We start from the raw sequence: 22,617 nt of genomic DNA, 5'->3' as shown, positions 1-22,617 counted from the left end.
TTACTTGTCTTCTATACTTCGGTGCAAATACGATGTGATACTTACAATTCCAAGTTGTGTGTGCTAAACTATTAGTATCTTTTGACATAAAAACTCCTCCGTATGCTGTTATTTTGGTTGGCGAACCAAAAATATTTTAGCACCTCGGGAGAGTTTTTTTAATACAACGCTGAAAGCTTTTTGGAACCCTAGGCCTAGCCTAGGATTTCTTTTCTATAAAAAACCTAGCGACCCTAATATGGTCAGCTGGTATTCTAATTACCGTATGTTTTGATGTAGATACTCTAACAAAAGCATATTCACTTCAACTCCTTCAATATATATAACCCTAAGACCATTACAATGGTTGAGAGTAATAGATTTATCATTTTTTTCATATAAGTTTCCCCGCAATTTTTGAAAGACCTTTTAATAAATTCAAACTGGAATATGATGCTTTTTTCTATCAAAAATCGATATACTGCGTGAGCGAAAATAAAATGGGCGGAACAATAAAATAATACCGGATACGACAAAAAACATGAGCTTCTGATAAACAACGGTTGTATTTCCAGTTCGGCCAATTTTAGTTGCAATTGCCCGTTTTCTTTGCCTTTGGAACTGTTCTAACCGATCTCCCATGTTGTGGAAGCTTAAGAAGTTGGTATTCTTTTGCCGGCAATATTTGGTGCAAGGCGTTTTCTTACAAAGGAATATACGCCCAATAATTAAAGAGGGCCCTGTCCCCCAGTACGTTAACACACCGGGGACAGGCACCCACATCAACTGTATCTTTTTACTTGTTGTGATCCGTCGAACCAGTCGAACGGTTCTGTACTGATGTTCACAATGACATTTCGCAGTTTCGTATAATCGTTGAAACATTGAATGCTGTTTTCCAAGCCGATTCCGCTGCTTTTAAATCCGCCCCACGGCGAGGAAGGATCAATTCGGTGGTGGTCGTTAATCCATACGATTCCTGCTTCCAATTGATTGACCACCTGATGGGCCAACCGAATATTATTGCTCCATACCGACATCGCCAAGCCCATATCGGTTCCGTTTGCCTGTTTGACGAGCTCTTCGATAGAAGTGTACTTAATAATGCAGGTGACCGGCCCGAAAATTTCTTCCTGGGCAACACGCATATCATTCCTTACATTTGTAAAAATTGTAGGCTGAATGAAGAAACCATTTCCTTCAAATGGTTCGCCCCCGCATGCGACTGTGGCCCCTTCCTCAATGCCAATTTGAATATAATCCAAGATACGTCGATATTGTCTCTCGGAAATAACCGGCCCAATATCTGTTTCCAGGCTCGATGGATCCCCTATTGTGAGAGATTTCGTTTTTTCGACCAATTTTTCCACAAATACTTCATATTGTGATTCATGTACAAAGATACGGGAACCCTGAACACATGTTTGACCGGTAGCGATAAAGGCAGCAAAAGCCGAACCATTGACTGCTTCCTCCATATTCGCATCCGGCAGGATTAAGACGGAAGCTTTTCCTCCGAGCTCTGCAGCGACCTTTGCAAGGTTAAAGCCAGCAGCCGATGCTATGTGGCGTCCTGTTTCGGTCCCTCCGGTTACATCAATTTTCTCCAATGCAGGATGCGTACTGAGCGCTTTCCCCGCGACCGTTCCAAACCCCTGCACAATATTTAAAATTCCGTTCGGCACCCCGGCTTGTTTGGCGAGGTCCCCCAATATCGAAGGAGTGACCGGCGCGTTTTCGGATGGTTTTATCACAACGGCATTGCCACCTGCGAGGGCGGGTGCCAGCTTTTTCGTCAAGATAAGCAAAGGGTGGTTCCATGGAGTAATGAGTCCGACGACACCAAGAGGAAGCCTTTGGGTGTAGTTGACATAGGAACCGCTGAAAGGAGGCGATGAATTCTCCATGGTTTTCAATACACTAGCAAAATATTCATACCACTCTGGCAATCTTAACAGCTGCGCTTTCATTTCACGAATAGGCCTGCCCGTGATCACGCTTTCCAATTCGGTCAATTCATCAAGATTTGCTCGTAATAAAGAGGACAGCCGGTTGAGGACATCAAAACGCAACTGCCGATCATGAGCCCATTCTGTATTTGTAAACGCATGCAGGGCATTCTGGACGGCAAGCTCCACATCCTGCTCATTTGCTTCCGCTACTTCGGCAACAATATCCTTTGTCGCAGGATTAATAACCTGGAAGTATCTCTCTGTAGAAGGAGATCGATACTCCCCTCCAATAAATAAATTGATCTTTCTCATTTTGTTAACCTCCCATAGAATTGTGGGTGGCGATTCGTCACAACATTGGTTCCGGGAACAACATTTTTGAATCGGCTAAGCACAAACGGAACAAATGAACCGCAGGCATGCTTTTCCTTGCCAATGAGCGTTGATGCCAAAATGGACCCGTTTGGATCGATAAGCTGGCTGATCGCATTGTGTCCATCCGAAGATTGAGCCGAAATCACACAGATTCGGTTCTCTGCCGCTCTTGTTCTTGCCACTTTTCCGGCAGTTCCTGCAGGCAGCTGATTGGGCCAGATGATACAATCAGCCCCCTGTAGCGTAAGCGTCCTTGGCCATTCAGGCAGCAACGCTTCTGTGTCATGCATTATCGCGATTCTTCCCCATTCCGTTCCATAAATCAACGATGAGGGTTCAACTGGGTCCATCTTTCCTTCTGTATGTACCGTTTCATAGACATGCTGGATTCCAGCCTTTGTCACGATATAGCTCACCATCCGTCCTCCATTATCAATAGTTGTGGCAACCAAATAAGTGGAAGAAGGAAGCAGTTGTTGAATCTCGTCAACATAATCCTCAAAAGAAATCTGGTTCGGCGCCAGAACAATCAAGTTGGCACCATGCGCGATCATCCGTCTGATCATTTGTACATAATCCCTTTCAAAATGACCGGACGAAACCATTGTATAAGGTGTTAGCCGATAAGATTCAACCGGCTCATTTGCCAACTGCGCGGTAGGCAGAGAATCCAAAGGCGCCGTTAGTGTTTTATAGCATTCGGGTCTCCTATCTGTCCTGTATGGCGCCGGAACCTTCTTGATTCTACCGTTCTCATCGGTCGGAACTTCAACAGAAACGATTTCATCCTTATTCGATCCGGCTTGATACAAACATTCACCATCAGGCGCATACACACTTGAACGTCCAGCATATGTAATCGTATCTGCTTCAACTCCCCATTTATCTGAAACAGCGAGCCATACATTGTTTTCAAGCGCTCTCACAGAAAGCATATACGCACTTTGAGCGTTGTGAAGCAAGGATATATCTGGCCCGGACGCCGTCAAATTGGCCAAATCAATGATCAGTTCAGCCCCTTCAAGAGCGGCCATCCTCACTGTTTCCGGCATTCTCGCATCAGCGCAAATGACCAGGCCGACTCTGCCAAAATCGGTATCTGCTATGGCAATTTCGTTCCCTTCGGCAAACCAGGTGCTGTCAAAGTGCCAGAGGAATGATTTTCGTTTTTTGGCAATCTCCTTTCCTTCACGGTCAATTAAGACTGCCGAATTGAATAAATGCTCCTCTTCCTTTTCTACATAGCCATAGGCGATATATGTCTTATCCCGCTTGGCTATTTCTTTGATTTGATGTAAATATTTATGCCCCTTCTCGATAACGGTGCAAAGATCGCCTTCCTCTTGGGCGATAAAATAAGATGGATAGGCACACTCCGGCACCAGGATCAAATCATGATCTTGTGCCGCCTTTTCGATCAATCTCTCAAGCTTTTCAGACGCAGTAAAATAATCTTTTAAATCATTGGCCTCGACCTGAATAGATGCTACTCGCATTGTTGACTCCCCTTTCACTGGTTGATTCCATCTTGAATAGATCGAACGCATTATGTTGATAAATACTTTCCTTGACCCCCGAAGATAATGAACATTGTTCAACGATGCCTGCAGGGTGGAAAGTACCCATGTCAAATGGATAATCGCTTCCAAGCACAACACGCTTTGCTCCTACAAGGCTAACAAGGAACGCCAGGGATTCAGGGTAGAAAGTCAATGTATCAAAGTAGAAGCGATTAAGATAGCTCGACGGTTTTTCTTTGCATGTTCTGCTTTCCTTTCGTTCCTCATATCCCTTATCGAGCCGTCCAATTTGATACGGAAAAAATCCGCCCCCGTGGGCCAGCATAACTTTAAGATCAGGGAATCGGTCGAGGATCCCGCCGAAAATCAGGGAGCTCGCAGCCACGGCGGTGTCCAGAGGATTTCCAATCAAATTGGTAAAATAATACTTAGACAAGCCTGATTTATCCCCAACATAGTAAGGATGCAAAAACAGTGTCACCCCTAGGGCTTCCGCCGCTTCAAAAAAAGGCAGGAATTTTGGATCATCCAAATTCGTTCCTTCTATGGATGTACCAATTTCCACTGCACGGAATTGAAGCTGGTCGACCACTCTCTCTAATTCCTTCACCGCAAGTTCTGGTTCTTGCAAAGGGACAGTCGCCATTCCAGTAAAAAGTTGTCGGTTTGCAGCAATGAACTCTGCGGTTCCGTCGTTGACCATCCTGCTTGTTTCAATGGCTACGGTAGTATCCAGCCAATAGCAGAACATCGGCGGAGCCGGCGATAAGACCAAAAGATCCAGATTGGCTGCCTTCATGTCCTCCTGCTTTGCATTGGCATCATAGAACTTATTAAATAAAGGATAGGCATATCCCTGACGGTGAACGATCCACTCTTGGCCGTCGCGCACCTGGATTTCAGCCTGAAACCTTGAATCCCCCTTTCTGATAGAGTCAACGATTGTTTTTGGGATAATATGATGGTGAGTATCAATGATCATACAAGCACTCCTTGAATTAACTCATGTGCTGTTTTGACTTTGCCAAAGGCTCTTTCAAAAATTTTCAGACCTGCTTCATGGTAATATTCCCCGTCCATTGTATCTACGCAATTCGAAACCATTGTCACATCGTAATCACGGACAGAAGCATCAATGGAGGTTGCCAGACAGCAGCTATTCGTATTCACCCCAGTTACCCATAGCGAATGGATTTTATTCGATTTTAGAACAAAATCTAAGTCGGTTCCTATAAAACAGTCATATCTCTTTTTAGTGTCAATCAAAATATCGCTATCATCCCACAGCTCAGGGATTACCTGAACGCCGGGCATTCCGGCAATATTATGCCTTCCGACATTTTTCCGAGTAGCATTTGGATCATTGGCTCTTTCCTGCCAGGCAGGGTTGCTTAAAATCTCCTGGCTGTCACGGTATTGAGTGAGAAGATGGATGATTCTGATCCCGTTTCTCCTGCACTCTTCAAAAAAGACGCGGTTGGCTTCTATGACTTGTTTGCACTTGTCCTCAGGTAATGGCATTGTGGCGACTGTTCGATCGAGGTGGCCTCTGTGCAGGTCAATCGCAATTACCGCTTTTTTCATGTCTATACCTCCAATATTTGTGTTTTTTTGTAAAAGGAGAGAGCAAGAAACGCTCCCTCCGATATCCCTCATCAACCATGAACGGTTTTGGAAACTTTATACGACAGATTAACTTCATCGCTACGCATAGACATCATGGCAATAATCCCTACAACCGGGAACACACACAATTCCCAGAAACCCGCACCGCCCCAACCAACGGCCCCTACAAGTGCGGCAAAAATATAGCCGGATATGGAAGAAGGCAGATATAAAGAGCTAATGAAAATTCCGGATGCACGGCCGACATATTCCGTACGGACACTGCGCTGCATAAGGGAATAAACGTTTACGAACAAGAAACCACTTCCGAATGTACCCTGGAGGAAGCTTAGGAAAAAATGCTGTCCAGGCGTTGTTGCCCAGTTAAACAGAAGGTACCCATTGATCATCGCCCCGATGAACGCAGCGATAATTACATATCTTTGATTGAATCGGTCACCAATCCATCCCGCTGGAATCCCCATCAACGCTCCAATACCAAATAAACTGAGGGCAAAGCCTGCGGTAGGAGCTTCAAACCCAAGCACACTAGTAAGATACTTAACATACAGCCCTACATATCCATAAATGGAGATCCCGACAGCCATTGCGGCAATAGCACACATTAATACATTACGGTTATACAATTTATCAGGAATATGCGATTGATTATCCACATTGCTTTCTTTTGTCTGAACTTCTTTCACTTCAGTGAACACTTTTGGCACAAAGAAGGCGATAATCACTGCGAATACAAAACCTAAAACTGCATATACATAGAACGGTGTTTCCCAACCAAAGGCCACGGCCATTTTAGCTCCCAGATACGGACCGAAAAATCCACCAATCCCATAAGCAAAGTTTAAAGAACCGATGGCCATTGTACGATGGCTCGAGAAGTAGGTACCAACTGCGGAGAACAGGGCTGCGTTCTGCAATGCTTCCCCGATCCCTGTGACAGCACGGTAAGCAAGCATATCAGGGAATCCTAATGAAAAAGCGGTGAACATCGTAAATAACGAGTAGATGCCAATCCCAATTATCATGACGGCCTTACGTGATAATTTGTCAAGCAGGAACCCAGTTGGTATTCCGGCAAGCCCAATTCCTGCCGTAAACACGGTAGATAATAAACCGCTCTGTACAAGGCTGAAGCCATACGTTTCCTGAACTGAACCCACGACTACGGCAAATACTTGTCTGTCCATCGCATTCACCACATATGAAGCTGCCAAAACGATTAGAATGATAATGGCGACTTTCAGGTTTAATTGCTTTTCTCCTACAGCTTTACTCATTAACCTTTCCCCCTCTAAGAAATTAATCTTTTCATCCAATTCTGCATACACAAGAGGAAAATCACATTTGAATGAGCCAAAAGATGATTTTTATATGTCCTTCTTTCACCGTCCTTCATTTTGATTAAAACTATTTATCGGCTAATACTGGGTCATGTGCCTTGCTAGTAATAGAGTTATTCTTGTACCGTGTAACTGGTTTCCCGGAGCCTGGTTCGCCGACGACACCCCCATTTTCAACAACGACGTTGCCTCTCACGAGTGTATACATCGGCTTCCCGACAATTTCTGTGCCATCATAAGGAGACCAGCCAGATTTAGAGTGAATTTTTTCATTATTAATCGTCCATTTATGGTTCATGTCCAGCAGAACCAGATCTGCATCTGCCCCTACCATAATGCACCCTTTTTGAGGATAAATCCCAAGTACTTTGGCCGGCATTTCGCTGTAAAGCTCGATCACGCGCTCGAGAGTAATTTTGCCCTGGTTGACCAGATTCAGCATCATTGGCAGGGTCGTTTCAACCCCCGGCAATCCGAAGTTGCATTCCCAGATCGATTTTGAAAGCTTCTGCTGCACCGTTGAAGGGGCATGGTCTGTCGATAGCAGCTGAATACTTCCGCTATTAATCATCTCCAGCAATTTTTCCGCCTTATCGGCCGAACGTGCAGGAGGGGTAAATTTGGCGAAAGGTCCCTTTTCTGCTACCGTTTGGTCATCAAGGAACAGGTACTGAGGACAAATCTCGCCATATAGTCTGGCCCCTTCGGCCTGCTCACGCTTGATCAAATCGACAACAAGCGGATGGCTGATATGGGCAATCGTTGCCTTGACACCTGTCAATCTAGCCATTAGCGCAACATTGGCAACCGCTATTTCTTCGGCTGTTTCCGAACGCCATTCGGAAATGATTCCATTATCATTTCGGGAAGCCGCTTTTAAGCGAGTCTCGTTTCCTTCAGTGATCGCATCGTCTTCACAATGCACCAGACAAGTCCCGTCAAAGGAAGCAATTTCCTCAAAGGTACGGTAGAGCTGATCGTTATTCATCGTTGGAATTCCATGAGTAGTACAAGTGAAAATTTTGAACATCAAGACCCCGTCGTCCCATAGAGCTTTTAGGTTGCCTAGGTCTTCCGGAAAGGCATGTGCGGTTAATCCGTAGTCAACGAGAGATCGGTTCTTTAAGTGTTCGTTTTTTTCACGGAAAGCTTTGACGCTCCGCACAGGTACTCCATGGGTATGTTCAACAACGGTGGTTACTCCACCCATGGCGGCTGCAGTCGAACCGTGAATAAAGTCTTCCCTGCTCGTTTCTCCTGGATCCATAAAATGGACATGCTGGTCGACCATACCTGGTACGAGCACCAATCCTTCAGCGTTGATAGACCGTTTTGCATTTCGCAACGGTTCATTGCTGATCGCCGCAATCTTTCCATTTTCAATTGAAATGCTACCCCTGAATCGCTGGGTGGATGTTACAATTGTTGCGTTGATAATCTCTAAATCAAACAAACTTAAACACCCTCTTCGTTGTAGTATTTTAGAATCATCGGAATATTCTTATTTATAATTTAATTAAAACTCTGTTTGTTTTCTTTATGGTAAATTCACAAAAATACATGCTGTTTTTTGTATTTCGATCACAATGATTCTTATTTTTTGTACAAAAAAGGACGGCCCTTCTAAAAAAAAAGACCGTCGATTAACACTAATTGTTTCAATTACTTTTTTGGAATGACCGGAATAAGGAGGTAGGCATCCTTCCCGCCTCCAGCATGCAAAGTAACCTTCCCTCCAAAAATTTCTTCAGGTCGGTCGCGCTCATCGTCGTGCCAATAAGCTCCGGATCCCGTCATGTATTTCGTATGATATAAGGTTCCTTCGTCCGTATTTTTATAATCACAACCCCCAACTGTTAATCCGAGACGGTAGCCAGCCGGGATCACAATGGAGGATGGCCAGATCTCCACATCAAGTTCATAAATCTCATTTGGAGTTAATGGCTGAATTTCATCATGCGTATGATAAGGCCTATATTCAGTGCTTTTCTGCGGATCAAGCTTGCGATGAGACGCGCGCAGCCATCCCTGTGAAATCGGGGTACGAGGATCCATGGCACCGCTAAACAGCACTTCATTACCTTCCGGATCAAAAACGTGGACAGTAAGGAAAACATCCGTATCCGTAGTTGAAGATGAAACAAAAAGCTTCGAAGCCATAGGCCCTGTTATCTCGGTCTCCTCTACGAACGGCTCGGTCAGGAACGTGATTCCATCGCCAAATGCATCATATTCGGCTTTGCTTTCAGCAACGGGTTCGCTATCTAAGCGGGAGTCGTCCAACCTAAGGTAAAGACGTTTCCATTGTGTGCGTGGAATCGGCCATTCCTGTTCTTCGCGTACCACGAATTCATTGATCCCGCGCACCTGAAGAAGTACGGGTGGCGTTTCGTCCCAGCCATTGTCTTCGCCTTTCAGGAAGTGATCAAAGAAGCTTCGTTGAATATTCACGCCGTAATCAGTGTAAAAATGGGTCCAATGCTCCAGTCCATGGACCTCAAGCCATTTCTGCGTGGAAGAAGCCTGTTTGTAGCCTTCGAAATTACCGCGGGAGTGCAGGCCTATCCCGCCCCAGTTTGCTGCAGAAAGCAAAGGGACTGTTACTTTCGACCAATCAACTGCCCGTTCTTTGTTGTACTCGTCGGTTGCCAAAGGACTCGAGAGAATATCCCTATCCAAATCGGTGCGGTTCTGGGCCAGTTGTTCATCGGATAGTGTTTCCGGCCCCGCGACGTATTCACCTGTATTGGGATTCACTTTGCCTCTTTCACCGACTCCATACTGTACGCTGAGCACTTGCGGTTTGTACCAGGTCGACCAAAAGGTTGAAACAATACCGCCATGGTGTGTAGCATCGCGGTACCAGTCCGCTGCCCCTTCCCACGGAATGATGGCTGCCAGATGTGGAGGCTGAAGCGCTGCGACCTGCCATTGGTTCATAGCATAATAGGAAATCCCGTTTAAACCGACTTTTCCATTGCTCCACGGCTGTATACCAGCCCACTCGATGCATTCATAGTAATCTCGGGTTTCGCGGGCCGAGAATGGATTGATGTACCCCGGTGATCTGCCCGCGCCACGTGAATCTACGCGAACGCAAACATAGCCATGTGGCACCCATTTCTCCGGATCGACTGCTTCCCATGTCTGGTATTTGTTTGTGGATCCTTCTTCCACATCAGGATGCTGCTCAGTCATCAGCTTCCATTGGAGGGGATACGCTTCCTGGAATGGCAGTCCTTTGGCGTAGGGACCATATGTAAGAACAACCGGATATTCCCCTTCTTCAATCGGGCGATAAACGTCCGCGCGAAGGATAATTCCATCGTCCATTTGTATGGGTACATCCCATTCGATTTTCATGCCGTCTTTAGTCTCGATTTTCACTTCATCTGTTACATTGCTAGTATAGCTCATGTTATTTCACCTCTTTTAGAATAGTTGATTAAGGTTTGCACAAGTAACCACTCATTTTTCGAATATTCTGGAAGATTCTAATATAATCATAATTTCAGGAAAGAATTTTTTCTTTATGGGTAAATCACAAAAATTGCCTTGCATTTTTGTAGTTTCACAACAAAGCAGAAGTTTTAGTCCTTATCACTTGCTATCCAACATTTCATTCGCTTCCAATGCAAACAAATAGGTTAACCTAGCTTCCAATGTATTTAAATCAAGCTTTAAGAGGCTTTGAATTTTTTTGAGACGGTAGGTCACTGTGTTAGGATGGACAAAAAGCTTTTTTGCTGTTTCCGGAACATTGCACCCACATTGTAAATAGGCATGCAACGTTTCAAGTAAGACATCCTTTTGTTGATAATCGTAGGCAGAAATTTCTGAAAGATATTCCTGGCAAAACAACCTCAATTCATCAACACTATTCACCATTGAAATGATCCTATGAACACCAAGTTTTTCATAAAGCAGTACCGGTCCCTTCTTTGGAAAGGTCTTTGTAATGGAGAGAGCCGTTTTGGCTTCTTTGAAGCATTCTCCCAATTTTTTTAGTTCAGTACGAACGCTTCCAATGCCTCCGGAAAAGTTAACAAGTACTTTCTGCTCCTTCAGTTCAGATAAGATATTCGTAAGTTCGTATTGTAGAAGAGTAGCTGCTTGATGCAGAAGCGAGTTGCTAGAGGAAACGAGAATAGTAAATAATGAATCGTTCATTCCTATGATGACTTGATCAAACTTTTTATCCAGATGCTTTCGAATACTGTCAATAATCCTGTTTTCTGTATGGTTCCATGTATATACGTCCTCTGTACCGTCATCGATTGTCAGGTCCAATACAGAAACGGTCATTGGCTTTGACCAATCCTTGTTATGGATTTGATATTCATTCACTAATTCCGTATGTATACGCCCATTCACCAAATCATCAATCAGGGCAATGTTCTTCTTTTCCTTCGTTTGTTTATGGATGACTTGTTTCATAAACTGCAAGGCAAGTGCGGTTGCTCCGTGTTCGAGCGCAATCAGATCCATCTGGACGACCTTTTTTGAACCTTCAATCAACGAAACAAATCCATACACCATTCTATTTGACAGGATCGGCATCGTAATATTCTCTATGGATTTATCCTTGCTCAAAGAGATTTGCAGCTTCTCCTTTGTTCTATTTCTCAGCACATTTTCATAATAGGCGGTCTCCATTATTTGTTTTCTAGCAGGAAGGCTTGTCCTTTTTTCAATCAGCTGTTTCCATTGCTCATTTATTTTGTCTTCGATTTCACCAACGGCAATCAGATTTAGCCTTGCGTCTTCAATGATTATTGGATTTCCGACAAGTGAAGCGATTTTATCAGCAACTGCCTGCACCGTTTCATCTTCCAGAACCAAGTTGGTTAATGTAGTATGGATCTCCTCCGCTCTTTGGAGGACGCTGTATTGGTCATTCATTAATAGATTCATAATCGATTCAATGACAATTGGCCACGTAATGTCATCCGGCATTTCGATTAATGGGAATTGTAAACGGTTGGCAACATCAATTATGGCTTGCGGGACAGTCCCGAGAAAACGCCCGGTTTTAATTGCTAAAGCTACTGCCCCATTCGAAAACAAGCTTTCCACCCAGTCCGTCTGATAAATGACCCCTTTGCTCATAAAATAAGCCGTTGTACAAACCAGTTCTCCGCCTCGCAACCAATTCGCAGCATCCGGGACCTCTGCCACTGTCACGATACTGACACTGCGTTCTAAACCATCCATCCCCCCAATAATTTTTGCTCCTTCAAATGCCTTGGTATTTAAAACATCTTTTACCGTAATCAATAAGAAATCCCCCAAATCTTCGCTAAATACTCTGAATATTTAATATTATAACACTGTTAGATGACTTTAAATTATTGAAATTTATGTTGATGGGCTCTTCACATGCTAAGCTTTAGCTCGATGATGTGAAAGCATAAATGGAGATATTAGGATGACTCAGTGTGATAAACACACATATTTCGTTTAAGAATTGAAGGAGAAGTTTTCCTGCCCTTAATATTTGTTTCATTAACGATGAATCTAGATGAACAGACAGTTATCTTATTGAAAATAAATAATATAACAATATTTTGCTTGGTTTCTATAACATTGGCAGATTACCTTACACATCTTACTTATGTTTTTAGAACGATTAACATAAATAGTGAATAGCTTTTTGATATTAATTTACGATTTGTATGACGTTCTAAATTTAAGGAAACCATTTTATGAAATCTTATATCGACCAACAAAACGGTAAATTCCCCCTCGGTTTGCTTCACTTAACTACCAGATCAGTTCGGACCGTATGCACATAGAAAAGACGGAAAAACCGTCAATTACAAAAAACATTCTACTCTCTATTTCCGTAAAAAAATGTAAGGGAGGATGCTTTCAGCTCCATATTTATATCCACCTCAAAGAGCCGTTCCATATTTTAACCTCTATCTGAAGGTACTTTAAAATTTGTTGTAGATTTATGGAGTTCAAACTATGAGTTTATAAAACACATGCATGCTTAACATAAAGTAAAAATTGTTCAGCACGGGTATTGATCAAATAGTTAGTAATCTATCAAATATCTCAGTTCGTATGGATTCAGAAGATGAAACATGTACTAAGGGATAACCCATTCCAATGGCTGACTGAAGTCCCCAGTATTTTTTTACCGACTTTTTGTTTGGTTTACTTGTCCAAACACTATCTTTCTCGTCAATAATAAAGTTATTATAGTTATGGAAGATATCATTGAAAATCCAATGATCAGACACAGATGGAACCCTTGTCCACTGACTAAAATCATACGACAGTTTAGCAAGAGAAATTACTGGATATCCTTTGTCACTTTCAAGATCAACTTCAACACAATAAACATACCCCTCCCTCACTTCTGGCAGGTTTAGTATGGAAGTTTGATTTTCAATCTGATACAGCTTAATAAAATTGCTAGTTAGCCAGCCATTTGTTGCGGAATCTGATTTCCATCTTAGAAATTTCGGTGTCAGTGAAACGAATCCTTCCTTTTCTGCTATTACATCCATCTCAGAAAACAATAAGTTTAAATTCTCATATGTTTTTCTCAAGATATTTACCGCAGTTGAAATATTTTCACCCAGCTCATTTTTTAAAGGCATATGTGCTACCTCCTAGCGTATTTTGCAGTGGCCATGTCAAAACCTTATTATCAGTGCTGATTTGGAACTTATAACTCCTGGTATTTGATAAATTAGTAAGCCCATCAAAAGTAAATCCTGTAAACCTGACAAACCCTTTTTTTGTTAACAATTTCTTAAGGTCACCTATTATTATTGATTGATAATGATCAAACAAGCTTGTATCAATTCTGTCTAGCAACACAAGAATGTCCTGCCAAGATAGATATCCAAGGGAAACATCTTCAGCGAAAATTGAACGATCCCTTACTGCCTTCTGGACTTGTTGCGTTGTATCCATAGGCGCCAAAAATATTAAAAACTTTTCTCTTCCTTCAAGCCTACTTAATAATCGGGAGTACCTGGCTAACTGGTTTTTGCTCTCTTCAGGATCAATATCGATATCGTCTTCACCATCTTCAGAAGACAGTCCACTATACATTTTCACTTCGATGCCTATAATGATGTTATCAACTCCAACAATTAAATCAATTACACCCCTCCTGATACCTTGGCCAGAACTCAAATTCTGTGTTATTTCCATACGATTGGGATAATAAAGTTTGCCACACCACTTGTGCTTGAAAGTCCTGGTACTGCACCCCCAATAGGACCTGCTTCAAAGCCATATCAAACGGTAAATATCGAATTGTTCCAAAAAAATCCCCTGTCAATTGATCTTCTAACCTGTCAGACAAGTTGCTATCTGTCTTTGAAATTTTATTGTGAATTTCCGCAATCATTTACTTTCACCACCATTTCAATTAACAAAATACATAACCAAGAATCTCACGATCCCAGTTTACGACCCTGTTTACCCTTAGCTCCCATTTATCCACTGTTCAAAGAATTCCCAGTCTCTCACTGTTCCATCATTATTTAAAATTCCAAGGTAAACTCCGTCACCCTTCCCTACCTGCCAAATGGCATGAGCAGAATTCTCTTTATCTGAAATTCCACTTCTTTTTACATATTCAAAGAACCTTTGTTTACCAGCTCCGTAACGCTGAGCTACAAATGCAACCAAATAAATATCTATACAACTGGCACCTATTTCATTTGGATGTAGGCTCAAGATATGTTTTTTTAACAGTTCAATTCTGTGTTCGGGAGTTGAAAACATGATATCTAACTTTATTTTTTCAATTTGGTATGCGTTAAAACTTCTTTTGTCCCATTGTCTTAACTGAGAGACATCACCATTAGCAGCGATAAGTTTTTCCAGCATATTTCTCAAATTACACACTGTAGGAATCACATTTAAATGAATACTTCTTCCCCTTAAATTTCCTGGTAAAGAAATCCTATCTTTTGAATTTCTCAACACACGATTCTCCTTTCTGCAATTTCATCACATAAGTATAGACTTTCGACATTAGATGTCAAATTCCTCCAATAAGTTTTATTAATATTTATGTTCGATTAAATCTACACTAGTGGGTTTGCTGATCCAAAAATATGATATCCTTAAATAAATGGGAAATTTTTCTTTACAGAGTTTCACAGGGAATTTTGCTATTATGCAAATTTAGATAAATAGATTAACAGTTGATTGTTATTGAATTCTACAGGGGGAATGATACAGATGAAAATAGAAATTGGAGAGTCTTTAATGCTTTTTTGGCTTCGACATATAAAACGTTGCCAGTCAGTTCAATTAAACTGGAAGGCCTCTATACATAATTGGGAACTTTCAAACGAAGATAAAATCATCGAAATCATGAGTACCACCAAGAAATATTATGAGCTAAACTACGGCTATAACATTTATAAAACACTTCTTCCCACAAACAGTTTCTACAACAAGGAGAGGTAAATGTCCTTGGCCTGCAGATTAACAGCGGTATGGTTTCTAATATATATGGTGTGGATATTGCATTTCATGAAGGTGGATTGAATTACGGAAGTCGTCGAACTACTTCGGAACGAATAATCAAAAAAATGGTTCGTACAGCGATGCTAATTCATGGCTTCTTTAATGTTTCAGAGGGACAAATTATTTTTGCATCCCCAAAGATAAATAAAGCAATTTATATCCCTCTCGCTGCAGCAATTAAAGATTTGAATTACGTGCTTCAACAGTTAGGACTAAATTGCAGTTTTATCCTGTATGCTAATCATGAATTTAGAGAGGCTATTTTTGAACCTGTTATCCATTCCTCTGCATCATTCGCTGATACCTCAGAACTATTCTTGAGAAGTATGCAAATGTACAACTTGTTTTCGTCTGCTGCAATGCCTAAAAGTGCTGATATTGAAATTTCTGCAACAACAACTGAGAGGTCACTGGCAGAGAACGGAGCTCAAGAAGACACAGCGGAAATTAAAATAGGAGAGCTGGTTAGGTCAGAAATCAAGCGATTAATTGCACAAAATCTAATTTCAAACGAACAAATTAAGTGGCTATTGGATAAAAACTATTGTAAGGACACTTTCGATATAAATTATCCTTTATTAAAAATGGTGGGGAACGATGTGCCTGTCACCCAGCAGAGGCAGATCAACGGCTATTCTCGTTACTGGAAAGAAGTATATATCATTAATGGTGTCAAATTTCTTTTGTGCAGCCAGTGGTATAATCGGAATCTAGTTAAGTTCAAGAACTGGCTGAATCATAATTAGATTTACCAACACAGTACTACTGCTATTATGAATAAAAAATAAGTGTTAAAAGAATTTGTCGTTAGTATCAGTATTCAGCTACGCCTCTTAATTGGCACATTTCCTCAAAAGAAGAAAGGGATCGAATACTCTGCGATCCCTTCTTACATATTGCTCATGAATTCAGACTACCATGTCGGTCATCCACCAAAAAGAGTCCGAGCCTGGTCAAAAACTAGAAGGAATGCAAAAACGCTGAAGAATAAGACTGTGAAGAGCATCATCCCAAACCTGAATCCCTCTACACGTATTGCTTTTGGAAGTGCTTTGCGGTTCAACTGGATGAGTAATACTGATGCGATTAACGTAGCTACACCGTTGATGCTTGTGTTAATGAATACTAGGAGGAGGGGCTGGTTAAAACCTAAGAGCAGGATCGAAGCACCAATGGCAATGATTCCCCATACGAAACCAATATAAATACGGCCTTCCGTAAAACGGCTATTATTTGTGAGGTACATGGTTTTTAGAACGTCGGCCCCTATTCTGGAAGTCAGGTCAATGACGGCCAGGGAGACAAAGAACATGGTTACGACACCCATTAGCCAAAAAAGATTGCCGAACCAATTGCCCACTACATCCTTAAGGACCTCTCCCTCATACTTGATGAAATCAAGGTTTGCTTTAGTTATAACATCCTGGTTATATACGGTTGAGTAAGCAATAAGCGAGAAAATAACAATGGTGATTAAAGCAATGACCCAAAAGGAGACGAATTGTTCAATGTTTGCATTTTTCCACCATGCTTTCCAGCGAACTAAATTTTCTTTGTCCTGACGCATCATGAATCCGGTAGCAGGCTTAGCTTCGTCCTCACCAGTAATAGGAGATGGAAGTCTAGGAATATAGGCTCCTATTCCGTAACCCTTATCTCTTATCCAGTTGCTTTGAACAAGGTTAATTACGCCGCCGGCCCCCGCTGCAGCTATCGCGCCGATCAGGAGCGATGGAGAAAGCAGATCCGACCCTGGCAATCGTCCAAAATTGCCTACCGCTTCACCTGGAAGGTCTATCCAGGCAGTTGTGCTTATGGCTGCAATGATGGCAATTAAAAGGAAAGTTAAAACTAGTCCCACCTTTACAAACTGTGCTTTCTCTACTGTTTTGTATATAACCGGAGATAGACTTAGTGCTAACCCGCAAATGACCAGAATGCCTATGGAGATCCAAGTAACATTTCCACCACCAAGAAGGAAAGTGAGAGCTGTTGCTCCACTCGTTGCCCAAGCAGGCCACATGTTCTGCAGGAGTGCAAGTATAATAAAGATCATTCCCCACGGCTTCCAAAATCGGGAGAAACCTACGATTGCCGTTTCGCCGGTTGCCAAAGTGTAACGTTCAATCTCCATATTCATAAAAAACTGGACTGTGATTCCCAGGAAAGCAAGCCATAGCAGAGAGAAGCCAACTTGGGACGTTACATATGGCCAGACCACATATTCACCAGTACCCAACGCAGCACCAACTATAATGATGCTCGGACCAATCATTTTCTTGATCGGAACTGCTTCCGGCATATCTCGGAATTTCAGTGCAGGCAGGTTGTGGCTTGGTGCACCCGTGAAAATATCTACTTCCATTTCTTCCTTTTGTTCTTCCGAACGCTGTGGGTCTATCATGTACTGTCCTCCTTATTAAATATATTAAAGAAATATCTAGCTCTTTCAAGAAGCTTCTTTAACTGTTTGTTTCCATAATCGAATAGTGGTCTTGGGATTTATGGTTTCAATAGAATTTTTACTTGATCTTCATCCTCATTAAATTTTTTCATGGCCTCATCAACTTCAGACATGGAATAGCTGGCTGTAATTAGAGATTTAATATCTATGTCCCCTTGAACAACCGGTCTCATCAATCTTGGAACCCAGCGCTTCAAAAATTCGGCTCCATGGTGCATCAACGCATTAAAGCGAATTTCCATCGCATGATGATGCAATCGATGTAAATTGGCCTTTATTGGAGACATAATATCTGGAAGTGATGTGACAATTCCTTCATCCCTTGTTACTTCAATGCACATATTAAAATAGTCTTCGGTTAGTGGATTCCAATAACCGCATGAGTGTAGGCTGACATCGACTCCGCGTCCTTTTGTTAATTCAGCAATTTCTTCGTAAACGGCATGTGAACGACTATTTAAAATGACGTCTGCTCCACATTTTTTGGCCAATTCCAAATGTGCATCTGAGTAATCGACTGCGATGACTTTATTTGCACCCCGTTTTTTCAATCCTTGAACAGCTATCAGACCTTGAAAGTTTAGTCCGGCCACTAGGACAACGTCTCCCAACTGAACACCGCTGTGGAATACTCCGTAAATACCAACACAGGTTGGTTCTCCCAGGCATGCGACTTCCACATCCAGGCCATCTGGAACTTTAAAGCATTGATCTACAGTTCCTTTAAAATAATTGGAAAAAGTATTTAAGGGGCCAAAAGCCATCACCTTGTCGCCTACTTTAAACTCCCTTACCTTTTTTCCTATTGCAACTACTTCTCCTCCCCCTTCGTGCCCAATAAAGGAAAAACTCGGAAGATCATTGGGCATATGCATTCCCAGCCAAGCTCTCAAATCCGCATCGCATATGGAAGCTTGGGTGGTTTTAACTAGGATTTCGTCATCTTCAATCCTTAACTCCCTGCTCATCGTTTCAAATTTTCTGGTTCCTGATAACGTTACGCATACACTCTCCATTGCTCACCGCCCCCTTACAACATTTTGTACACGAGTTAAGATTCAATGATTATATTAGACAAGCACTTATATACATGTGGTCTGCTAAATATTTTTTGGAACCGTTTGGATAAAGCCCGTTTCTTCATCGTATTCCCGTCTTAAAAGCATCTCTTCACCTTCAACGATGATAACCTCCAGCGTATTTAAAACAGAGCAATACCCTCTTTCAATATGTCCTCCGAAAACTTTCTGGTTTTTATCTACCATAACTGCATGCAGATGAATAAACATACCGTCTTCACGCTGGCAGATCAGCCCCTGTCCTGATAAAAGCTCAACCGGGCCTTCTGCAGTCATCCTTTCCGTAAAACTTGCACCTGTTTTTGAATTTGGATCCGGTTGGATTGCTTGATACTGGGCAGTCTTTAAACTACCTATCATACTAGCAATTCCCCCGGCCTTAATACCATGCTTCTGGCAAACATCAATTAGACCTGATATTAAATCGGTTCCCGGCAGGATTCTGGCAGCTACCATCCGGTTCGATTTCCCCTCTGCAGACCAAAAACGTTCTGACATTGTTTATGCCTCCTTTTTGATTAACTAACCACTTTACCGACCGTCGTCAATCCCCCGTCTACAGCCAAAGTTTGCCCAGTAATATAATTAGATTTTTCTGAGGCAAAGAAGAGTACTGCATTTGCTATATCTGCAGGTTCGCCCACTTTGGGGATTGGTATAGTTCTTGCCATTTCATCTTCGTGCTCCGCAAGCCAGGATGAACTCAATCGTGTCCTGCACGGACCTGGCGCTATTGCATTGACAGTAATCCCATATGACGCAGTCTCCTTTGCAGAAGCGATAGTAAGGCCGATGATGCCAGCTTTACTGGATGCGTAATGGGAAGTACCGACAAATCCTCCCCCCATCATTGCGGCAATAGAGGAAATATTGATGATACGCCCATATCGCTGCTCTTTCATGCATGGCAACAAATATTTGGTACAAAGAAAAGGACCTCTTAAATTTATATCTAAGACAAAATCCCAATCATCTACACTAATCTCTTCCATTGGTTTACCCTGTGTGACACCTGCACTATTAACCAGAATATCTACCTGCCCATAGTGATTCAGGGAGCGCTCCACCATTTCTTTAACACTTTCTTCATTACCAACATCCACATTTACATAAAAAGCTTCTTTTCCCAATCGGCTTAACTCCTCAACGAATGCATGGCCTTTCTCCTTTTCAATGTCTGCAACAATAATCCTTGAACCTGCTTTTGCTAGCTCGATTGCTATTTCTCTGCCTAAGCCCATTGCTGCACCAGTAACAATTGACACTCTGCCCTCAACCATGAAATACCACTCCCTATATTGTAAGCCCTTACATTTATGAGCACTTTTCAAAACCTCGATTCGATTCAGCATTACTATGATTCTATAATGTCACTGATTCTCAATCTGATATCCGGTCATTATAAACATCTGCCATGTGATGCGCCCATTCCTTCGCGTCCGCCCAAGCTTTATTGAATTTTGCAACCCAATCCTCCTCGGAATCACCATAAACAACAGAGTATTCCCATTCACTTTCGACAACATTTAATTTATCGATCTTCTTTCCATCCATTGTTACCAAACCTTGACTACTCCTTCTTCAACTTTGACATTATAGGATCTGATCTTGACATCCGGATAAGCAAGACATTGCCCTGTTTTAATGTCAAATTCCAATCTATGCCATGGACAAGCAACGATTTCTCCTTCCCTATCCCAAGTACGTTTCCAGTTTGTATCCTTATTTGCAACAAGCGTACCGGATACTTTTCCTGCACATAGAGGGCCAACTTGATGCGGGCAAATATTTGGGAGTGCATAAAACTCTCCGTCAACATTAAAAACACCTATCTCTCTTTTTCCAGCCATAACCACCTTATGGGAACCGACTGGAAAGTCCTCGACCTTACCTACGACGTTTACATTACTCATGTTCGAACTCCTTTCTGTTCCAATTTTTTTGCATGGTTGAGAATCCGTTTATTCAATTATTGGCTTTTGTTTTTACTTTAAGTTTATTACGGCGACCCTTCTCATCAATATCAAAGAAGCGTAAAGCATTTTCACCCATGATGTTTCGTCGGGTTTCTTCAGAAAATGGCAGATTGAATACAACTCTTGGATGATCAAAGTCATGATGAGGCCAGTCTGAAGCAAACATTGTTTGAGTTTCACCTTCAAACATTTCTATTAACTGAACCAAATGTTTTGGATTATCCGGCTCTTCGACCGGTTGAGTCGCATAAAAAAACTTTTTAATGTAATGACTTGGAGGATGTTCAAGGAAAGAAACTTCCCGGCGATTTTCCACATATTCTTTATCCAATCTCATCATGATGAACGGTACCCATGAAACTCCAGCTTCAGTGAAACAGATTTTTAAATTAGGAAAACGTACAGGTACTCCTGTTTCAATCATTTTGAGCATATTGGCCATCATCGAAAAAGAATGAACAAATGAGTGCTGCGCGAAAAATGTCTCATATTGGTGAAGATTGAATGGAAAATGTGGCACCAAGGTGGTCGCAGCATGAAGTAAAACCGGAAGTCCTGCTGATTCTGCAGCAGCAAAAATAGGATCATATTTTACATGGCCCCATAAAGTATCGAGCCCGGTACATGGTAAATATACCCCTACAATTCCTTCTTCGTCCTTGTATTTTTCTATCTCTCTCGCCCCGTCTTCCGGATCCTGGGGAGCAACCATAATTAGGCCTTTCAACCCTTCCTCTTTATCGCACCATTTATCTATAATCCATGCATTGTAAGCCCGTGCTAACGCTGCTGCGTACTCTTTTTGTGGCAGGACAGGAATCGCAAGGAGATGGTCCGGAAACAAAATACCTATATCAATGTTTAAGTCCGATAACTCTTTTTTCATTTGATCAGGTGTATCAACACTCATCCTCTCATTTCCTCCCGGCCACAGAGGGATGTTCTCAGCGGAGTTAGGAGAATAACCGGGAATGGATAAGTATCGCCATGGAACATTCTTTAAATGCTCCAATGATTTACGCCACGGCATATCCATATAAGGAGCCAATTCTGTTGGTGTATCGTTCACATGGACATCCAAATCTACAACTACCATTTCAGACAAACTTGCTCTCTTGCTCAATGTTCATTCCTCCATTCCATTGGGTCAGCCTAATTGCAATTTCCCTTTCTGCAGATGCTCTTCGAGTTCTTTAACAGCTAAATCAGTATTTTCCTCTTTAAGCGCTTTCAAAATTCTTTCATGTTCCCGAATAAAATTCATCATACTTTGTTGCTTCCTAAGAAAGTTCGTTGAATTGAAGAATAGTTTATCTTTTATATTAGACATAGTCTGGATAAACAGTCCGTTACCTTCAACTTGTAAAAGGTATAGATGGAAATCGCCGTCAAGGTGTGCAAAATTGAAATAATCATTATCCTCGCAGCATTTTTTTTGGTCTTCGATAATTTCGTCCAGATTCTTAAAATCGTCAGCTGTTAAATGGCCAACTATTTTTTGCAGCGAAAATAACTCTATGGCCAAACGCATCTCAAAAATATTATTAATTTCCTTGATTGATAGTTCCTGGATAACGATGCCCTGGTTAGACACAACCTTTAAAAAACCGTCTTGTTGCAATCTTTGAAGTGCCGCAACGATAGGTGTACGGCTCATGTTCAGTTCTTCAACGAGTTGATTCTGAGAAGTAAAGTTTTCCTCAATAAAGTCCCCCCTCATGATTTTCTCCTTGATTTTTGAGTATTGCGGACAGAATGAGCCGGCTGTGCGGAGTTTTGGGCCACTGTTTGCGGACAACAG

General features: G+C 42.0%; 22 protein-coding genes and 1 pseudogene. 2 read left to right on the top strand and 21 right to left on the bottom strand.

The window, feature by feature from the left end:
* From CU635_RS21205 to CU635_RS21145, 13 genes and pseudogenes are all read right to left on the bottom strand, one after another.
* Nucleotides 1-88 (bottom strand): annotated as a pseudogene (locus tag CU635_RS21205) (IS200/IS605 family transposase); the annotation flags it as partial.
* Nucleotides 89-761: 673 nt separating this feature from the next.
* Nucleotides 762-2,243: an aldehyde dehydrogenase gene (locus CU635_RS21195; RefSeq protein ID WP_101579365.1), complete on the bottom strand. Its 1,482-nt coding sequence runs from the start codon at nucleotides 2,241-2,243 to the stop codon at nucleotides 762-764.
* Nucleotides 2,240-3,802, bottom strand: a complete 1,563-nt coding sequence (locus CU635_RS21190; protein ID WP_180956649.1) for a nitrilase-related carbon-nitrogen hydrolase — start codon at nucleotides 3,800-3,802, stop codon at nucleotides 2,240-2,242. Before CU635_RS21190 ends, CU635_RS21195 begins: the two co-directional genes overlap by 4 nt.
* A complete protein-coding gene (locus CU635_RS21185) occupies nucleotides 3,768-4,808 on the bottom strand; it encodes an amidohydrolase family protein (RefSeq protein WP_101579363.1) in 1,041 nt (346 codons plus the stop codon). The genes CU635_RS21190 and CU635_RS21185 overlap by 35 nt, the downstream gene beginning before the upstream one ends.
* The gene (locus CU635_RS21180; protein ID WP_180956648.1) at nucleotides 4,805-5,410 is read right to left on the bottom strand and encodes a cysteine hydrolase family protein; all 606 of its coding nucleotides are present in this window, start codon (nucleotides 5,408-5,410) and stop codon (nucleotides 4,805-4,807) included. Before CU635_RS21180 ends, CU635_RS21185 begins: the two co-directional genes overlap by 4 nt.
* A gap of 71 nt (nucleotides 5,411-5,481) precedes the next feature.
* Complete coding sequence (locus CU635_RS21175; RefSeq protein WP_101579361.1) at nucleotides 5,482-6,729, bottom strand: MFS transporter; 1,248 nt, start codon at nucleotides 6,727-6,729, stop codon at nucleotides 5,482-5,484.
* A gap of 130 nt (nucleotides 6,730-6,859) precedes the next feature.
* Nucleotides 6,860-8,245, bottom strand: a complete 1,386-nt coding sequence (locus CU635_RS21170; RefSeq protein WP_101579360.1) for a dihydroorotase — start codon at nucleotides 8,243-8,245, stop codon at nucleotides 6,860-6,862.
* Nucleotides 8,246-8,454: 209 nt separating this feature from the next.
* Entirely contained in the window at nucleotides 8,455-10,209 is a 1,755-nt protein-coding gene (locus CU635_RS21165; protein WP_219620160.1) for a CocE/NonD family hydrolase, read from the bottom strand.
* Nucleotides 10,210-10,392: 183 nt separating this feature from the next.
* Entirely contained in the window at nucleotides 10,393-12,069 is a 1,677-nt protein-coding gene (locus CU635_RS21160; RefSeq protein WP_142382848.1) for a PucR family transcriptional regulator, read from the bottom strand.
* 755 nt (nucleotides 12,070-12,824) lie between these two features.
* A complete protein-coding gene (locus tag CU635_RS21155) occupies nucleotides 12,825-13,403 on the bottom strand; it encodes a hypothetical protein (RefSeq protein WP_101579358.1) in 579 nt (192 codons plus the stop codon).
* A complete protein-coding gene (locus tag CU635_RS23540; protein WP_180956647.1) occupies nucleotides 13,387-13,947 on the bottom strand; it encodes a PDDEXK-like family protein in 561 nt (186 codons plus the stop codon). Before CU635_RS23540 ends, CU635_RS21155 begins: the two co-directional genes overlap by 17 nt.
* Complete coding sequence (locus CU635_RS23660; RefSeq protein ID WP_219620159.1) at nucleotides 13,910-14,164, bottom strand: hypothetical protein; 255 nt, start codon at nucleotides 14,162-14,164, stop codon at nucleotides 13,910-13,912. The genes CU635_RS23540 and CU635_RS23660 overlap by 38 nt, the downstream gene beginning before the upstream one ends.
* A 77-nt stretch (nucleotides 14,165-14,241) precedes the next feature.
* A complete protein-coding gene (locus tag CU635_RS21145) occupies nucleotides 14,242-14,745 on the bottom strand; it encodes a hypothetical protein (RefSeq protein WP_180956646.1) in 504 nt (167 codons plus the stop codon).
* A gap of 261 nt (nucleotides 14,746-15,006) precedes the next feature.
* Between CU635_RS21145 and CU635_RS21140 the strand changes: the two genes are divergently transcribed.
* Together CU635_RS21140 and CU635_RS21135 are read left to right on the top strand one after the other, a co-directional pair.
* Nucleotides 15,007-15,237 (top strand): hypothetical protein, encoded by a 231-nt coding sequence (locus tag CU635_RS21140; RefSeq protein WP_101579356.1) that lies wholly within the window; start codon nucleotides 15,007-15,009, stop codon nucleotides 15,235-15,237.
* 29 nt (nucleotides 15,238-15,266) lie between these two features.
* A complete protein-coding gene (locus tag CU635_RS21135) occupies nucleotides 15,267-16,043 on the top strand; it encodes a hypothetical protein (RefSeq protein ID WP_101579355.1) in 777 nt (258 codons plus the stop codon).
* A gap of 179 nt (nucleotides 16,044-16,222) precedes the next feature.
* On the opposite strand, the gene CU635_RS21130 is transcribed toward CU635_RS21135, so the two are convergent.
* The 8 genes from CU635_RS21130 to CU635_RS21095 all read right to left on the bottom strand — a co-directional run.
* Nucleotides 16,223-17,701 carry an Nramp family divalent metal transporter gene (locus tag CU635_RS21130; protein WP_219620158.1) on the bottom strand — a complete coding sequence of 493 codons (1,479 nt, stop codon included), beginning with the start codon at nucleotides 17,699-17,701 and terminating at the stop codon, nucleotides 16,223-16,225.
* Between the two features lie 98 nt (nucleotides 17,702-17,799).
* Nucleotides 17,800-18,777, bottom strand: coding sequence for a zinc-dependent alcohol dehydrogenase (locus CU635_RS21125; protein WP_101579354.1), 978 nt, complete (start codon nucleotides 18,775-18,777; stop codon nucleotides 17,800-17,802).
* A gap of 84 nt (nucleotides 18,778-18,861) precedes the next feature.
* On the bottom strand, nucleotides 18,862-19,338 hold the full coding sequence (locus CU635_RS21120; protein WP_101579353.1) for a PPC domain-containing DNA-binding protein: 477 nt from the start codon (nucleotides 19,336-19,338) through the stop codon (nucleotides 18,862-18,864).
* A gap of 20 nt (nucleotides 19,339-19,358) precedes the next feature.
* Nucleotides 19,359-20,120: an SDR family NAD(P)-dependent oxidoreductase gene (locus CU635_RS21115; RefSeq protein WP_180956645.1), complete on the bottom strand. Its 762-nt coding sequence runs from the start codon at nucleotides 20,118-20,120 to the stop codon at nucleotides 19,359-19,361.
* A 100-nt stretch (nucleotides 20,121-20,220) separates the two neighbouring features.
* On the bottom strand, nucleotides 20,221-20,403 hold the full coding sequence (locus CU635_RS21110) for a hypothetical protein (protein WP_101579351.1): 183 nt from the start codon (nucleotides 20,401-20,403) through the stop codon (nucleotides 20,221-20,223).
* Nucleotides 20,397-20,753: a Rieske (2Fe-2S) protein gene (locus CU635_RS21105; RefSeq protein ID WP_101579350.1), complete on the bottom strand. Its 357-nt coding sequence runs from the start codon at nucleotides 20,751-20,753 to the stop codon at nucleotides 20,397-20,399. The genes CU635_RS21110 and CU635_RS21105 overlap by 7 nt, the downstream gene beginning before the upstream one ends.
* Before the next feature lie 52 nt (nucleotides 20,754-20,805).
* Nucleotides 20,806-21,939: an amidohydrolase family protein gene (locus CU635_RS21100; RefSeq protein ID WP_219620157.1), complete on the bottom strand. Its 1,134-nt coding sequence runs from the start codon at nucleotides 21,937-21,939 to the stop codon at nucleotides 20,806-20,808.
* Between the two features lie 24 nt (nucleotides 21,940-21,963).
* Nucleotides 21,964-22,617 (bottom strand): GntR family transcriptional regulator (locus CU635_RS21095; protein ID WP_101579349.1); only part of this gene is annotated, 654 nt, incomplete at its 5' end.

It is taken from the genome of Bacillus canaveralius, from assembly GCF_002860125.1.
GTDB classification, from domain to species: Bacteria; Bacillota; Bacilli; order Bacillales; family Cytobacillaceae; genus Bacillus_BJ; species Bacillus_BJ canaveralius.
This window is presented reverse-complemented; position numbering and strand designations above follow the sequence as displayed.

Excerpts from the sequence above, each read along its gene's own strand:
- CU635_RS21195 (WP_101579365.1), bottom strand. The coding sequence starts at position 2,243 with ATGAGAAAGATCAATTTATTTATTGGAGGGGAGTATCGATCTCCTTCT.
- CU635_RS21190 (WP_180956649.1), bottom strand. The coding sequence starts at position 3,802 with ATGCGAGTAGCATCTATTCAGGTCGAGGCCAATGATTTAAAAGATTAT.
- CU635_RS21185 (WP_101579363.1), bottom strand. The coding sequence starts at position 4,808 with ATGATCATTGATACTCACCATCATATTATCCCAAAAACAATCGTTGAC.
- CU635_RS21180 (WP_180956648.1), bottom strand. The coding sequence starts at position 5,410 with ATGAAAAAAGCGGTAATTGCGATTGACCTGCACAGAGGCCACCTCGAT.
- CU635_RS21175 (WP_101579361.1), bottom strand. The coding sequence starts at position 6,729 with ATGAGTAAAGCTGTAGGAGAAAAGCAATTAAACCTGAAAGTCGCCATT.
- CU635_RS21165 (WP_219620160.1), bottom strand. The coding sequence starts at position 10,209 with ATGAGCTATACTAGCAATGTAACAGATGAAGTGAAAATCGAGACTAAA.
- CU635_RS21155 (WP_101579358.1), bottom strand. The coding sequence starts at position 13,403 with ATGCCTTTAAAAAATGAGCTGGGTGAAAATATTTCAACTGCGGTAAAT.
- CU635_RS23660 (WP_219620159.1), bottom strand. The coding sequence starts at position 14,164 with ATGATTGCGGAAATTCACAATAAAATTTCAAAGACAGATAGCAACTTG.
- CU635_RS21140 (WP_101579356.1), top strand. The coding sequence starts at position 15,007 with ATGAAAATAGAAATTGGAGAGTCTTTAATGCTTTTTTGGCTTCGACAT.
- CU635_RS21135 (WP_101579355.1), top strand. The coding sequence starts at position 15,267 with ATGGTTTCTAATATATATGGTGTGGATATTGCATTTCATGAAGGTGGA.
- CU635_RS21130 (WP_219620158.1), bottom strand. The coding sequence starts at position 17,701 with ATGATAGACCCACAGCGTTCGGAAGAACAAAAGGAAGAAATGGAAGTA.
- CU635_RS21125 (WP_101579354.1), bottom strand. The coding sequence starts at position 18,777 with ATGGAGAGTGTATGCGTAACGTTATCAGGAACCAGAAAATTTGAAACG.
- CU635_RS21120 (WP_101579353.1), bottom strand. The coding sequence starts at position 19,338 with ATGTCAGAACGTTTTTGGTCTGCAGAGGGGAAATCGAACCGGATGGTA.
- CU635_RS21115 (WP_180956645.1), bottom strand. The coding sequence starts at position 20,120 with ATGGTTGAGGGCAGAGTGTCAATTGTTACTGGTGCAGCAATGGGCTTA.
- CU635_RS21105 (WP_101579350.1), bottom strand. The coding sequence starts at position 20,753 with ATGAGTAATGTAAACGTCGTAGGTAAGGTCGAGGACTTTCCAGTCGGT.